The sequence below is a fragment of the Parabacteroides goldsteinii DSM 19448 = WAL 12034 genome (assembly GCF_000969835.1).
In the GTDB taxonomy this organism is placed as follows: domain Bacteria; phylum Bacteroidota; class Bacteroidia; order Bacteroidales; family Tannerellaceae; genus Parabacteroides; species Parabacteroides goldsteinii.
In genome coordinates this window covers 70,714-85,883 of record NZ_KQ033915.1, presented here as the reverse complement: position 1 = coordinate 85,883, position 15,170 = coordinate 70,714, and the positions used below count along the sequence as shown (strand labels likewise).

The 15,170-nt window shown below is 43.1% G+C and carries 14 protein-coding genes; 7 read left to right on the top strand and 7 right to left on the bottom strand.

Annotated features, from left to right (window positions below; genetic code table 11):
* Positions 1 to 28 precede the first annotated feature (28 nt).
* The 4 genes from HMPREF1535_RS24450 to HMPREF1535_RS24435 all read right to left on the bottom strand — a co-directional run bounded on the left by HMPREF1535_RS24450 (position 29) and on the right by HMPREF1535_RS24435 (position 4,969).
* A complete protein-coding gene (locus tag HMPREF1535_RS24450; protein WP_010800491.1) occupies positions 29 to 1,369 on the bottom strand; it encodes an IPT/TIG domain-containing protein in 1,341 nt (446 codons plus the stop codon).
* A gap of 774 nt (positions 1,370 to 2,143) precedes the next feature.
* Complete coding sequence (gene mtnA / locus HMPREF1535_RS24445) at positions 2,144 to 3,190, bottom strand: S-methyl-5-thioribose-1-phosphate isomerase (protein WP_046147974.1); 1,047 nt, start codon at positions 3,188 to 3,190, stop codon at positions 2,144 to 2,146.
* Between the two features lie 6 nt (positions 3,191 to 3,196).
* Positions 3,197 to 4,075 carry a hypothetical protein gene (locus tag HMPREF1535_RS24440; protein ID WP_007654209.1) on the bottom strand — a complete coding sequence of 293 codons (879 nt, stop codon included), beginning with the start codon at positions 4,073 to 4,075 and terminating at the stop codon, positions 3,197 to 3,199.
* A gap of 39 nt (positions 4,076 to 4,114) precedes the next feature.
* Entirely contained in the window at positions 4,115 to 4,969 is an 855-nt protein-coding gene (locus tag HMPREF1535_RS24435; protein ID WP_044215225.1) for a hypothetical protein, read from the bottom strand.
* Between the two features lie 479 nt (positions 4,970 to 5,448).
* Between HMPREF1535_RS24435 and HMPREF1535_RS24430 the strand changes: the two genes are divergently transcribed.
* The 7 genes from HMPREF1535_RS24430 (at position 5,449) to HMPREF1535_RS24400 (ending at position 13,128) form a co-directional block, all read left to right on the top strand.
* The gene (locus tag HMPREF1535_RS24430; protein ID WP_046147922.1) at positions 5,449 to 7,236 is read left to right on the top strand and encodes an aminopeptidase P family protein; all 1,788 of its coding nucleotides are present in this window, start codon (positions 5,449 to 5,451) and stop codon (positions 7,234 to 7,236) included.
* Between the two features lie 20 nt (positions 7,237 to 7,256).
* The gene (locus HMPREF1535_RS24425; RefSeq protein ID WP_007654214.1) at positions 7,257 to 7,781 is read left to right on the top strand and encodes a gamma carbonic anhydrase family protein; all 525 of its coding nucleotides are present in this window, start codon (positions 7,257 to 7,259) and stop codon (positions 7,779 to 7,781) included.
* The gene (locus tag HMPREF1535_RS24420; protein ID WP_046147921.1) at positions 7,782 to 8,954 is read left to right on the top strand and encodes a serine hydrolase domain-containing protein; all 1,173 of its coding nucleotides are present in this window, start codon (positions 7,782 to 7,784) and stop codon (positions 8,952 to 8,954) included. It begins immediately after the preceding gene.
* A 21-nt stretch (positions 8,955 to 8,975) separates the two neighbouring features.
* Positions 8,976 to 10,091, top strand: coding sequence for a carbohydrate-binding family 9-like protein (locus tag HMPREF1535_RS24415; RefSeq protein WP_046147920.1), 1,116 nt, complete (start codon positions 8,976 to 8,978; stop codon positions 10,089 to 10,091).
* Between the two features lie 467 nt (positions 10,092 to 10,558).
* On the top strand, positions 10,559 to 11,209 hold the full coding sequence (locus HMPREF1535_RS24410) for an HAD family hydrolase (protein ID WP_046147919.1): 651 nt from the start codon (positions 10,559 to 10,561) through the stop codon (positions 11,207 to 11,209).
* Positions 11,210 to 11,297: 88 nt separating this feature from the next.
* A complete protein-coding gene (locus tag HMPREF1535_RS24405; protein ID WP_010800499.1) occupies positions 11,298 to 11,861 on the top strand; it encodes a Crp/Fnr family transcriptional regulator in 564 nt (187 codons plus the stop codon).
* 112 nt (positions 11,862 to 11,973) lie between these two features.
* Positions 11,974 to 13,128, top strand: coding sequence for an acyltransferase family protein (locus HMPREF1535_RS24400; protein ID WP_010800500.1), 1,155 nt, complete (start codon positions 11,974 to 11,976; stop codon positions 13,126 to 13,128).
* Between the two features lie 85 nt (positions 13,129 to 13,213).
* Here HMPREF1535_RS24400 and HMPREF1535_RS24395 read toward each other — a convergent pair whose 3' ends face one another.
* From HMPREF1535_RS24395 to HMPREF1535_RS24385, 3 genes are read right to left on the bottom strand one after another with little or no spacing between them, the layout of a single operon-like run.
* On the bottom strand, positions 13,214 to 13,801 hold the full coding sequence (locus HMPREF1535_RS24395) for a YIP1 family protein (protein WP_046147918.1): 588 nt from the start codon (positions 13,799 to 13,801) through the stop codon (positions 13,214 to 13,216).
* Between the two features lie 2 nt (positions 13,802 to 13,803).
* On the bottom strand, positions 13,804 to 14,082 hold the full coding sequence (locus HMPREF1535_RS24390; protein WP_007654224.1) for a DUF2089 family protein: 279 nt from the start codon (positions 14,080 to 14,082) through the stop codon (positions 13,804 to 13,806).
* Positions 14,083 to 14,084: 2 nt separating this feature from the next.
* A complete protein-coding gene (locus HMPREF1535_RS24385) occupies positions 14,085 to 15,053 on the bottom strand; it encodes an alpha/beta hydrolase (RefSeq protein ID WP_046147917.1) in 969 nt (322 codons plus the stop codon).
* Positions 15,054 to 15,170: the final 117 nt, after the last annotated feature.

Genomic DNA, 15,170 nt, shown 5'->3' with positions numbered 1-15,170 from the left:
CAATTTTAAAATTGTTTAATTTATTAGATTATTCTATAGCCAACTTACGAACACAATTATTCCTTGCATCACCGACATAAATAGTGCCTTCTTTGTCGATAGCCACTCCTGTAGGATATTGAAACAAGGCATCTTCCGGCGAACCATCCACATACCCCTTTACACCGGCAATACCAATAACAGTACTAACCACACCATCACGTGTTATTTTTCGTATAACATGATTTCCGGCATCAGCGACATACATCACTCCGTCTTGATCAAAACAGATTTGTTTCGGATCATTAAATAAAGCATCTTCACGTTCTCCATCCTGCCATCCGGTTTCATTCTGAACACCGGCGTAGAGTTCATGCTTTTTGGTTTTGATGTTATAGCTATATATACAATGTTTAGCAGAATAACAGATATACAACATATCAGGCTCAAGAGTATCAAAACTAACAAAGCTATCAGAACTACTTAATAATCCTTCATCCAGTTGTTCCGCAGATTTTGTTCTCGGATCAAAGCGAACAAGTTGACCATTATAGGCACGTGTATAGATTAATCCGTCGTTTACATTTGGTGCAACCGAATGCATCCAGTCAAGTGTAAAGGCAGGGGTTCCTTCTTTGGGCCTAGGTTTAATTCTTTTAGGTGCCCACTGAGTTTCAGGATCAAACTCGATCAATCCCTGAGACCCCTGATCTAAGGCTACAAAAACGGTTTTACCTTCTGCATCCGTTGCAGAAGCGTTGGGATACGGACAATTACCTGAACCTTTGACCAACGTACTGACAACATTCTTTTCCTCATTAATTTGGCGAACTGCATGTCCAAGACGTTCACTAACAAAAATATTTTTCTCTGCATCCACACATAAGAACCAGGGTTGATCAAAAGAAGCCTCTGCCAATGTTCCATCAATCATCTCACCATGTCCATCGTCACCTCCCACCGGTTTTCCGGCTATAGTAGAAACCGTAGTCTGCGTTGTATAGGAAAATGTGTTTTCAAAAGTAAGGGAGTCTTTTCCTATTGCAACAGATATTTGACACTCTGCACCGGGCTGTCTCGGAGTAATTACATAAAGCATATCACCGGCAGCACGCACAACAGCCGCTTTTTTGGTGTTATAATATACTTTTATAGCTTCCGGATCTGTTCCGAAATTAGTACCTTTAATGATCACCTTAGTTGCCATCCCTCCCGAATCGGGATAAAATGTTTCCAACTTGACCGGAGTATTCGGATCATAGGGTTGCCCGCTTCCATTTGCATTCGTCTTATCATCAGAACAAGAAAAAATGGAGATAAGCAAACAACTTAACATAAGAGATGGTACATTCTTAGTAACAAATCTCTTGGGTTTAAAATAAATTGTCATAATTGATTACTTTAGATGTTTAGGTATAACTTTCTGTTTCAGTATCATTGTACTGCAAAAACCGGGGTTCAACTTTATCCGCTCATAGACATTTTTTTAATAGGTTAACAATATATTCACATTGAAGAAACTCTATCCGGCTATTCTGTTTTTCAATTTTTTACATGGTGAATCGAGTTCTGCCAGAACTATGGTAATTATTCCTTATACATGCTGAATATCACCCAAAGCAAATAATAAGAGCTATTATATTAGAGTGTTTTTTAATAAATGCGGGTTGGTTTAATCTGAATTTCCCAAAATTGGATACAAAATATCTTTAGCAATACGCAAACATACACGCGCAACAAAATTTAACACGTACAATAACAGACAAAACGAAAACTTTTATATTTATTGATTTGTTTTTCATAAATTTAGTCCGTACATTTGCATTCGAAGGACATAGTTCTGGCAGAACTATAAACAAGAAGAATTTCAAGGCTTAATTATCAACAATACCCTCATCCGGACTACACAGAGCGGATTAAAATGCTACCATTTAAATAGGTTACTTTTATTAAATTCAATTGCAGGCTTACATGTCTTCTAATTCTAGATAAACAATCTTTTTCCTTGGATACAAGAAAAAATCAATATCTTTTTCTACTCTATTTCTATCACTTAACAAAACACCACAAAACATTGAATACAAAGCAAGTAGATAACTGCATAACGACTTTTGGAGCCCCTGAAAATGCAGCTATCCCACTTAGTGTCATACCGATTTATCCACTATGACTCAAATCCTCCATTCGCCGGATTGAAAATTCCTTTTTCCGTAATAATTGCAGTAATTAATTCGTTAGGTGTTACATCAAAAGCCGGGTTAAATATTTTTACATCTTTCGGAGCCATACGATGCATATACCACATTTCTGTTACTTCAGCAGGATCCCGCTCTTCAATAACAATGGATTTACCATCGGGACATTGCATATCAATCGTAGAAGTAGGTCCCAAAACATAAAAAGGAATGCCATAATGCCGGGCAAGTATAGCAACGCCCGAAGTCCCGATCTTATTAGCGATATCGCCATTGGCAGCGATCCTGTCACAACCGACAATGACCGCCTGTACCCAACCCTTCTGCATAACAGACGAAGCCATATTATCGCAAATAAGCGTGACATCCACCCCGGCTCTGTTCAACTCGTATGCCGTCAGGCGAGCTCCCTGGAGCAGCGGGCGGGTTTCATCGGCAAAAACTTTAAAACCATATCCTCTCTCTTCTCCCAGGTAAACCGGAGCCAATGCCGTCCCATATTCAGATACGGCCAGATGACCTGCATTGCAATGGGTCAAAATCCCCATCCCCGGACGCAACAATGACAGGCAATGTTCCCCGATACGCCGGCAGGCAACCGCATCTTCCTCACGGATAGCCAGTGATTCCTTATGTAATAGTTCAACCAAAGCCGGTACTGTTTCCGAAGCATTTTCCAATACGACCTTTTCCATCCGGTTCAAAGCTGCGACCAGATTGACAGCCGTAGGCCGCGATCCCGCCAGATATTCTTTAACCCGACGAAACGCCGTATAGAATTCATCGAATGAGCCGACCTCGATCTGCCTGCTACAAACATATATACCATAGGCCGCAGCAACACCGATCGCAGGTGCCCCGCGTACTTTCAATTTATAAATTGCATCCCAGATATCCTCAGCCGAAGTAAGTTCCAAATAACATTCTTCAGCCGGTAACCGGGTCTGGTCCAGAATCACGACTGCATTCTGGTCGTCGCTGAGACGGACGGTTTTCAGATCTGTAATATTCTTCATTGTCATTTAAAAATGAGGCATATCAAGCGAAGGAGTTTTCGTTGCCAGTAATATAACAGTAGTAAGCCCGGCAACACCAAGAGCAACAGATCCCCAAATCAATCCGGTACGTCTGCTCCGATAATCGCAGTTATAAAAAAAGTTTCCTTCTTCATTTCTCCAGGCCTGAAAGCTGGAAGGGGCCACATTTCCGGCTTTTATCAACTCCGACAAATAAAAAGACGTTTCATAATAAGAATAATGACGTTCCACTCCGTTTTCTCCCCCGGTAAAAAGCGCCAGATAACTTCTGAAACGTAAAGGACTGTTTCTCTCACTGAAAGTCTTCATCTTCAAGTTTGTCCGGCCACCGTTTGCCTTTTCAAACGGCTGATCGGTCAAATCTTCACGTGATACTATATCAAATACTAATTTATCTAATGTAAGATTGGAGGATTCTATCTGAGCACAAGGAGGTATAAACTCCACTCCTTTCGGAAGCTGTATCTCTCCGGAGAAACTGCCACGCGAACGGCTACTCACCGAACCATATTGCCGGTCCCAGTTATACGAACTTCCGTACGAAGAAGACTCCGTGACCCCTTCGACAGGAATGGCATCTTTATAATAGCTGGTTGCCTTACCGTTAACAATCAAAGCCGAACGCTGCCAGTCCACAAACAGAGGTTCATCCATTTTGTTTTGAACCGTCACCAATACCGGACCATCCTCTCCATGAAAGTTATAGATGATACACACACTATCATTATCGATCACAAAATCTTTATTGACATCATAACGACCCGACCGATCATTAGAAGCAAGCGTCGAATAGTAATAAGAAGAACAACTACTCAGACTCAACAACATCCCTGACAAACAAACCAAAAACATCCACTTCTTCATAACCTTCCATTTTTATATTATCCTCATTTCCTACCGCTATCAATAGTGATCAGGTGTCAGCGTCGACTCTATTACAATACCGGCAGCACCAATGGCTACGGCACCTACGATAATTCCGGCATCAGCGCCTTTTACCTTATGCACATAGAAAAAGTCTCCGGCCTGCTTTTTCCCGGCATCAAAAGAAGCTGGCGGCACATTCCCCGTCTTGATCAGCTGTGCAACATAGAAACTACTTTCATAAGAAGAATAGTTTTTCCCTCCGTTCTCCGGATTAGCCGTATATAAACTCAGATAACTCCTGAAAGACAAAGGACTATCATCCTCCGTAAACTTCTTCACTTTCACATTTACCACATCTGAATTGGACTTGGCAAATTTCTGTGTCGTATATGCCCCTTTGGGTATACGGTCGAACGGAAAATTCGTAAGTCTCAAAGGAGTAGATTCCACCTTTGACCTGGGAGGAATAAAACTGACACCTTTAGGCAAAGCTATCTGACCGGCAAATGAGCCGCTAGAATAAGCGTCTGTCGAACTATATCTTCTGCTCCAACTGAAACTGTCACCATATGAAGAAGATTCGGTTTGTCCCTGTATCGGGGCATTCTCCTGGTAATAGCTGGTTGCAACGTCGTCAATGATCAATGCAGAACGTTGCCAGTCAACAAACAGAGGCTCATCCATCTTATTATATACCGTGATAGATATAGGCGCATCTTCACCATAAAAACAGTAAGATATGCACACACTGTCATTTTCTATGACAAAATCTTTATCGTCATTTTTCTCTCCGACTGCATCATTCGACTCCAATACTGAATAATAGTAAGAAGAACATGAACTCATGCAAAGCAGAGCCACTACACTCAAAACAAACAACATTCTTTTCATGATCATCCGATTAAGTAAAGTCCAACAAATATATTCTTTTTTATTTAAAATCTTCAACGTTTCCAGCTTTAAACGAATGCGACCCGCACTTTTCCGTATTAGCTTACCGAAGTTGCCTGTTTTAATGACATCCTGGTATATTTAAGACATTCCATCAATAAAAAACCCCTACTTCATATGTCTAAATTATACTTACCACAGACACAATCCTTCTTATCGTTTCAATTTTTTTCCGTTACATTTTTGTTTGTTGATAACTATCGGCAAGCTTGCGCATAATTATCGATAAGATTACCTACAATTGTCGACAAGTTTGCCCATAATTATCGGCAAACAATTTCATCGGCAAAAATTCAGACAGACATAACGATGATATTTAAAGAGGATCACAATGTTCCGGTATTTTCCAGGTGAAGAAAATGGTTTTCCCGATATTTTCTTAACTTTGCGAATAGTAACGTTGACTAAACAATAATGCGATGAAAACAAACATTCCGGAACGTATTGCCGCGCTTAGAGAGGCAATGAAAGAAAAGAATATAGATGCTTACATCATCCCCAGTTCAGACCCGCATCTGAGCGAATACCCTGCCGACCGTTGGAAATCACGCGAATGGATATCCGGTTTTGACGGTTCTGCCGGAACAGTGGTCGTAACAGCCGATAAAGCCGGGTTATGGACAGACTCTCGGTATTTCCTGCAGGCCGGTATCCAACTCGAAGGTTCAGGTATCGAACTATATAAAATGGCTTTGCCGGAAACTCCGACAATCCAGGAGTTTCTGCTTCATGAACTGGAAAGCGGACAAACCGTCGGAACCGACGGACAGACATACAGCGTAGCTGAAACGGCAATACTTGAAAAGGCCCTGCGCCGGAAAGAGATCAAACTGGAAACATCCTGCGATCTGATCGATCTGGTCTGGAAAGACCGGCCTGCCATCCCTGGTAATCCGCTGTTTGAAATGCCTGTCGAGTTAAGTGGAAAATCCGTCCGCGAAAAGCTGGATGAATTAAATAACAGGCTTCGCAAGGAAGGAGCCGACAGCCTGATCCTCGCTGCTCTCGACGAAGTGGCCTGGACATTTAATATACGCGGAACAGACGTCGCTTACAATCCGGTGGTAATCAGTTATGCGTTTGTCTCGGAAGACGAAAGTGTGCTTTTTATCGACCCTAAAAAGATAACGGCAGAGTCTGCTGAAAACCTGAAAAAAGAGGGGGTTATACTGGCCGACTACACGATGATACAGAAATACCTGTCCCGGCTTCCGGAAAACAGCCGCGTATTCATCGACCCGGCAAAAACAAATATATCATTGTACAACGCCCTTCCCAAAGGTTGCACGATCATCGAAGGCATCACTCCCGCCAACCACCTGAAAAGTATCAAGAACGAAACAGAAATAAAAGGATTCCGCAATGCTGTGATAAAAGACGGTATTGCCCTGACCCGTTTCTACATCTGGCTGGAAAAGAAATTAGCAGCAGGAGAAAAAGTAACAGAACTTAGCGCATCAGCCATGCTGACGGCTTTACGTGCAGAACAGCCGCAATACATCATGGATAGTTTTGAGACCATCTGCGGATACGCCGCCCACGGAGCCATCGTGCATTATGCCGCCACGCCCGAGACCGATGTGGAAATAAAAGCAGACAGTATGCTTCTGATGGACTCCGGTGCCCAGTATCTGGACGGAACGACCGACATCACCCGTACAATAGCCCTGGGTGAACCGACCGAACAGATGAAAAAAGATTTTACCCGTGTGCTGAAAGGCACGATCGGGATTGCCAAATGCAAATTCCCGGCCGGAGCAAAGGGCGTTCAGTTGGATATCCTGGCCCGAAAAGCATTGTGGGACGCCGGTATTAATTACCTGCACGGAACGGGACACGGAATCGGTCATTGCCTGAATGTACACGAAGGCCCGCAGAGTATCCGTATGGAAGCAAACCCCGTCCCGCTGAAACCCGGCATGGTAATCAGTGATGAACCTGCCATGTACCGGACAAGCGAATACGGCATCCGGACAGAGAATATGGTTCTGGTCCGCGAAGACAGTGAAACGGAATATGGCAAATTTTACGGATTCGACACACTGACTTTATGCTACATCGACACCAAACTGATCGTTGTCCCCATGTTGTCAGTGAGAGAACACGCATGGATCAACAAATACCACCAAATGGTATACGACTTGTTAAGCCCTCATCTGAATGAAGATGAAAAAGCCTGGTTAAAAGAGAAAACAGCAGAAATCTGAAGAATTACAATTATATAAACATGGCAATAATAAAATCAGTAAGAGGTTTTACCCCGAAGATCGGTAAAGACACATTTTTAGCAGACAACGCCGCAATTATCGGCGATGTCGAAATTGGAGACGGTTGCAGCATCTGGTTCGGGACTGTCCTCCGCGGTGACGTAAACTCGATCCGTATCGGAAACGGTGTCAACATACAGGATGGTTCCGTACTACATACATTATATGAAAAGTCAACCATAGAGATTGGCGATGACGTTTCGGTGGGACACAACGTTACCATACACGGGGCTAAGATATGCAACGGTGCCCTGATCGGAATGGGATCGGTTGTCCTCGATCATGCCGTGATCGGTGAAGGAGCGATCGTAGCTGCCGGTTCAGTCGTACTGAGCAAGACGATTGTCGAACCGGGCAGTATCTATGCCGGCGTACCGGCTAAGTTCGTAAAGAAAGTAGACCCGGAACAGGCGAAAGAGATAAATCAGAAGATTGCTAAAAACTACCACATGTATTCAAGCTGGTATAAAGAAGATTCGGAATAAATGAAAAAAACAGGTTGGGCAATACTGCTGGCTCTATGTTGTATCGGAGGCTATCTGGTATTGCCCTCCAATTATTATCTGCGTCGTGCGCTGATTCATCTGCTCCCGAAGATCAACCAGTATCCGATCTTTGAAAACCGGACCATAGAAGCAGGAGCTCCACAAGCATGGATACAGTCTGAGGACTACAACAAACTCTCCATCCCCGAAAAATACCTGCCGGTATTTGATGAACTGGGAACGGTCGCTTTTGTCATTATCAAAGACAGTTCTTTACTTTTCGAACAATACTGGGAAGATTATTCCCCTAAATCGCACAGTAACTCGTTTTCCATGGCCAAAAGCATTGTTTCGCTAGCTATAGGATGTGCTATTGACGACGGATTCATCAAAAACGTAGATCAACCGGTCAGCGATTTCTATCCGGAATTTCAGGGATACAATGGAAAAGTGCTGACCCTCCGTCATCTGCTGACAATGAGTGCCGGTGTGGATTTCGACGAAGCCTACTCCTCCCCTTTCTCGCCTACCACGAAATTGTATTACGGGGATGACCTGGAAAAGATCGCTTTAGGCATGAAAGAAACGGAAGAGCCGGGCGTTAACTTTATCTACCAGAGCGGGGTGACACAACTACTTTCCCTCATTGTAGAAAAAGCGACCGGAGAGAACATCAGTTCGTACGTTTCAAGAAAATTATGGACTCCAATGAATGCGGAAGAAGATGCGCTCTGGAGCCTGGATAAAAAAGAGGGTATCGAAAAAGCATATTGCTGTTTCAACAGTAATGCCCGCGACTTCGCCCGTTTCGGACAACTAATCTTAAACAAAGGCAGCTGGAACGGCAGGCAACTGGTTTCCGAATCCTATATAACGGAAGCGACAACACCCGACACCAGCCTGACCTTCAAAGAGTATAATGAGACAAACCACTGTTACGGTTTCCAGTTCTGGCATCTTACCTATAAAGGCATGGAAATTCCTTATATGCGGGGAATTCTCGGCCAATATGTTTTTGCCATTCCGGAACTGAATGCCGTCGTCGTACGCCTGGGGCATAAACGCAGTGATACACGTTCCGCCCAACATTATCCGGATGATATCAATACATGGTTGGGAGCAGCGGTGGAAATGATACAGGAATCAACTGAAAATCAGAATAAATCAGAATAAACATACTAAATTAAACAACAAATGAAGAAAACAGTTTTAACTGCGCCAATCGCAGCATTGTTACTCCTTTCTTGTGCAGAAGCGCCACAGGAGAAAGGGAAAGAGATCACTTACACGCCGCAGGCTGCTTACAATCCTCCGACGTATGTATGTTACAAAGCTCCGGCTCCGATCAAGATAGACGGCAAACTCTCTCCCGAAGAATGGGATGCAATTCCCTGGACTACCGACTTTGTCGATATCGGAGGAGACAAACGTCCTAAACCACTTCTGCAAACACGGGCAAAAATGACTTATGATGATAACGGTATGTACTTCGCCGTTCTGATGGAAGAACCACATGTATGGGGCACCATCACGGAACACGATGCCGTAATCTACCAGGATAACGATTTTGAAATATTCCTCAATCCGACAAACGATACGCATAACTATCTGGAATATGAAGTAAACTCACTGGGTACGGAATGGGATCTGTATCTGAGCAAACCTTACCGGGATAATCCGCAAGTCCTGAACAACTGGGAGTTTGCCGGTATGAAATCGGCCGTTCATGTAGACGGGACTTTGAACAACCCGAAAGATACAGACAAATCATGGAGCGTGGAAGTTTTCATTCCCTGGTCTTCCATCTATCAGGTGGCGAGAGGAAAAGAAAAACCTGTACCCGGCGAACATATCCGTACGAACTTCTCACGTGTGGAATGGACAACGGATATACAGGACGGAAAATACGTAAAAGTCCCTATCAAAGGCGAAGATAAGATTCGTGAATACAACTGGGTATGGGCTCCGACAGGGGTAATCAATATTCATATGCCGGAATACTGGGGATTCGTACAGATATCCGATAAAGTGGCCGGAACCGGCGAAACACCATTCGTAACAGACCCGAATGATGAAGTTAAATGGCTTCTGCGTAACCTGTATTACCGTCAGAACGAATATGCTGCTACCTTCGGCGAATATGCACCATCTGTAGCCGCCCTCAAACCGGAAGAATTATGCCCGGCAGAACAGGCCAAACAGATCAAACTGTTCAATACGCCTTCCATGTATGAAATCACATTGCCCGGAACAGACGGTAATGTATGGCATATCCGGCAGGACGGATTGGTTTGGGCTTCCAAGAAATAATTGAACCTACTTTTCCCTTGATGGAAAAGTAGCCAAAAGATCAAGGCTTAACCGGCTTCACTGCTACGGTGAAAGACTACGCCATCGCCTCTGAACTCGCTACGCTCAAACAGCAGATGCTCCGAACGCTTCGTCTTTCCCCTTCGCGGACGTTCACCCGCTTAGGCCTTGACAAGAACGCAAAGCGTTCTTTTAGGATTGCCAATACTGTCTGTTAATAGGTATCAGTCTGTTATAGAAGGTCGGAATCGGCAACCCTAAAAGGAGGCTCCGCTTCCTCTGAAAGGCCTCATCTGGTGAGCGTAAAGCGAAGCATCCGGAGTGAGCGCCCGGAGGCTGTGCTGTTTGAGCGAAGCGAGTTCACAGACGACAGCGAACGCAGGAGGCTGAGTCGCGAGGCAGATGTAGCCTTGATCTTTTGGTTACTTTTCTATCAAGAGAAAAATAACATTCAAATATGATAACAAATGAAACAATACAAATACCTCCTTTTTGATCTCGACGGTACAATTACCGATTCGGAAAGCGGGATTACCCGCTGCGTTGAATATGCACTGAACCATTTTGGCATTCAGGTAAACGATTTACGCGAATTATCACCGTTCATCGGTCCTCCTTTGATGGATTCATTCAAAGACTTTTACAATTTTACCGATGAACAGGCAACCATCGCCGTTGCCAAATACAGAGAAAGGTATGCTGTCAAGGGTATTCTGGAAAATGAGTTATATCCGGGAATTAAAGAATTGCTGGCACAAGTCCGACAAAACGGCAAAACCGTCATACTGGCCACATCCAAACCGGAAATATTCGCCAGACGCATTCTGGATTATTTTGAATTAAGCAGTTATTTTTCTTTCGTCGCAGGAAGTGGCCTGGATGGTTCGCTTCATACCAAAACGGATGTAATCAACTATATATTAGAGGAAAACAATATAACGAACCGAGATTCAGTCGTCATGATCGGCGACAGGAAACACGATATCATCGGTGCCAAAAACACAGGTATAGATTCTATCGGCGTTTTATACGGATTCGGAGATTACAAAGAACTATCGGAAGCCGGAGCGGATTACATAGCAGAAGATATTCCGGCACTCCGCAGATTACTTCTGTAGTTTTGCATTATTCTTCCGATTTTATTCACGTTTTCGGTGTTTTCCTATTACTTTTGCATATGAAGGAAAGCAATTTAGGATTTGCCTTATGATGAATGTTATAGAAAAGATAAACTCTTCGTACCCCATTTCTGATGATACGATACGAACATTGAAAGAAAATGTGACTTTATGCCATTTCCCTAAAAAATATCAGTTGATAAAGGCAGATATGTTTTGCAAATCAGCCTATTTCATAGAGAAAGGAATGACCCGCTCTTTCTGGCTGGTAAACGGGGAAGAAATAACGACCTCCTTTTCTGACGAGGGGGGAATTGTATTCAGCATGGACGAATTATACTATAACAAACCCAGTGAAGAATTTGTGGAAACACTTGAAGACGTTGTTGCCTATAGAATATCACTGACCGATTTATTACGGCTGTTTGAGACAAATATTGAATTAGCCAATTGGGGAAGAGTCATTCATCAAAACGAATACAGACGATTGCACCGTTCACATAAAGAACACCTTACATTATCAGCCAAAGATAGATACGAAGAATTTAAACAGCAGTTTCCTCTGGTTTGCCAGCGAGCACAACTGGGATATATCGCTTCATATCTGGGAATAACGTTGTCGACACTCAGCCGTCTCAGAGCTCAGAAATAATCTTTCCCCGGCAAAATTTGACGTAGGACAAATGTTAGAAGACGGAAGTTCTCTAATTTTGGGGCGTCATAGGCAACAGCTTACAATAATAATCTAAATTATAAATTTTATCATGCAAAACATTTCTTCCGCTGCATTTACAGACACTAAACCTCATTACGACCTTCTTGACGGATTAAGAGGGGTTGCGGCCCTTTTAGTCGTATGGTATCATGTGTACGAAGGCTACGCTTTTGCCGGAGGCAGCGATACCATCGGAGGTATCAACCATGGCTATCTGGCTGTGGATTTCTTTTTTATCCTATCCGGTTTCGTTATCGGCTATGCTTACGACGACCGTTGGGCAAAGAGTTTAACCCTGAAAGATTTCTTTAAACGCCGTTTAATCCGTCTGCATCCGATGGTTATCATGGGAGCGGTTCTGGGTCTTATCACTTTCCTTATTCAAGGCAGTGTAAAATGGGACGGAACACATGTGGCTATCTCCACAGTTATGTTATCTTTGCTTTGCTCTCTGTTTTTCATACCCGCCATACCGGGAGCCAGTTACGATGTCAGAGGGAATGGCGAAATGTTTCCGTTGAACGGTCCCAGCTGGTCATTATTCTTCGAGTATATCGGTAATATTCTTTATGCCTTGTTTATTCGCCGATTATCCACCAAAGCATTGACTGTAGTCGTCTTTTTGATGGGTGTGGCACTGGCTGCGTTCGCTTCCCTCAATGTTTCCGGATACGGTAATATCGGAGTGGGTTGGACACTGGATGGCGTGAACTTTATCGGCGGATTGTTACGAATGCTTTTCCCTTTCTCCATGGGTATGCTCTTATCCCGTAACTTCAAACCCATAAAGATTAGAGGCGCTTTTTGGATTTGTTCAATTATATTACTGGGATTGTTCTCAGTTCCTTATCTGGAAGGAACCGATCCGATTTGCATAAACGGACTTTACGAATCGTTTTGCATCATCATCGTTTTCCCTATCCTTATTTGGTTGGGAGCATCGGGAACGACTACGGATATAAAGTCTACGAAGATTTGTAAATTTTTAGGGGATATCTCTTTCCCGCTTTATATCATACACTATCCGTTCATGTACCTGTTCTATGCCTGGTTGATCGACAAGCAGCTTTTCACTCTCGGAGAAACCTGGCAAATGGTTCTGGGTGTTCTTACCTTAAATATAGTTGTGGCTTATCTGTGCCTGAAACTATATGACGAACCGGTAAGAAAATGGTTAAGCAAAAAGTTCCTGGCTAAGAAATAAGTATTCTATACATTAATTATAATACAGACGCGGATTTACGGATAACTCTTTATACAAGAACCGTAAAGTCCGTGTCTGCAATATATTAATAACATAAACCAATCAGATACCGGCAAAGAATATCTCCGCCAAACACAGCCACACAATAAAGAATACCTAACGGATATCCTTTCAGATTACAGGACACTTTCAAAGCCTTGAACATCCATACCAATGCCCACACCAAAAATAACATACCGATCAACGACAGCCATATCCCGACCAGGAAACCGGGTTGAGCCATTAGTTCCATCGGCGGCACATTCATATCGATCTTCGCCAGGTTTTGCATCGGAGGCAGCATATTGAATAAATTCATAAAGATAAAAGGTAACTGGGCAAAAGCGACAGTCCCCAAGACATCGATCACCCTTATCCGTGAACGTGACAGGATCAATCCACCCAGATAAAACAACACAGCCGGGACTATCCAGACAACCAAATGTTCCACCGCATAACACCACCAGGCCGGATTAGGTGCCGGACCAAAATGTAACAACCCGTGATAATGCCAGCCGGAAAGATAACATATAACTGTAGAAACTACCATTCCTAATAATCCCCACCCTAACGCTTGTCCTCCGGCAATCCATTCAAACGGATTAACAAGAAAATTTAACCACTGTCTTTTCATAACTACTCTATCTTATTTAATTTATCAATCAGATCATCCAGTACATTCCTGACGGTAGGATAACTCACTCCCATACTCTTCGCCATGTCTTTCAGGCTTCCGCTCGACTTAATAAAATCAACGATAAACTGTTGTTCTTTCTCGGTCAACCGTGCCAAAAGAGGCAGTTCAAAGTTCCCGCAAACCTCCGTGTCGCATTGCCCGCAAAACAACCTCCCCACTCTCAGAGGGGAATCACAGGCAGGACACTGCAACGGCAAGCGTTTTCTGACTTCTCCCATAATCACTTTTTCTCTTTAATAAACGAACTTAACGACGAAATCAAAGTGGCATTAACCGGTAAAGAAGGATTTGCATACACCGCCATCTGTTTTTGAGGATCAGTCGTATCACAATCTTTCAGTACATGATTCATCTTTTCTATCAAAAGAAGTGTTGCAGAAGGAGCCGCTTTCTTCAACAACTCCGCATCTTCCACCAGAACCTGTATATCATTTTTCCCTTGTACGATCAACACCGGAATTTTCAACTCCTTAATTATCTGTTGAGGATTATATTTATACCATGATATCATATAGGGTTGGACCGATTGCCTGAACAATGCCTCCATACCGAACGGCACATTCGGGACTAATTTACCCTGCTTCAACGAATCATTGATAGAAGCAACCATATTCCTGACAGATTCAGGTTGGGACGAAAGCTGTTTTTCTATTATCTCATAAGCCGGTCTTCCCGCCCCAGCCAAAGAAACAAATGCCTTTACTTTCGGATTATTACGGCATGCCAGCATCCCGATCAACGAACCTTCGCTATGGCCGATCACCGTAATACCGATAAAACGTGAATCCTTTCCCAGATAATCGATCCAGCCTTTCACATCGTTGACATAATCCTCAAAACGCAAGTCAGACTCTTTCTTTCCTGCCGGTGCACTGGATGCTATTCCCCGTTTATCAAAACGTAAAGAAGCTATACCCTGCTTTGCCAAATCTTCGGCCAGATACTTCAAAGAATTATTCGTCATTTGTCCGATCGCAGAATTACCATCCATATCGGTCGGTCCAGATCCGGCAATCAACAAGACTACAGGAGAAGATTTCATTCTCGGGGGAAGAAGTATTTTTCCATGAATGACTCCGTTTTGAGTATTCAGGGTTACCGCCTCATCGGCCAGCGGCATCAACTGCCCGAAACAAACAACGGTAACAAAAGAGAAGATAATGCTGAATAATAATTTTACCTGTTTCATATTATTGCTTTTCTAATAACTTATCCGGACAAATATATGAATTATATTGAATAAAATTCAATACTAGATAAACTTTATTCAATTACAGATAAAAATAATTCATAACAGGTGAGGTAT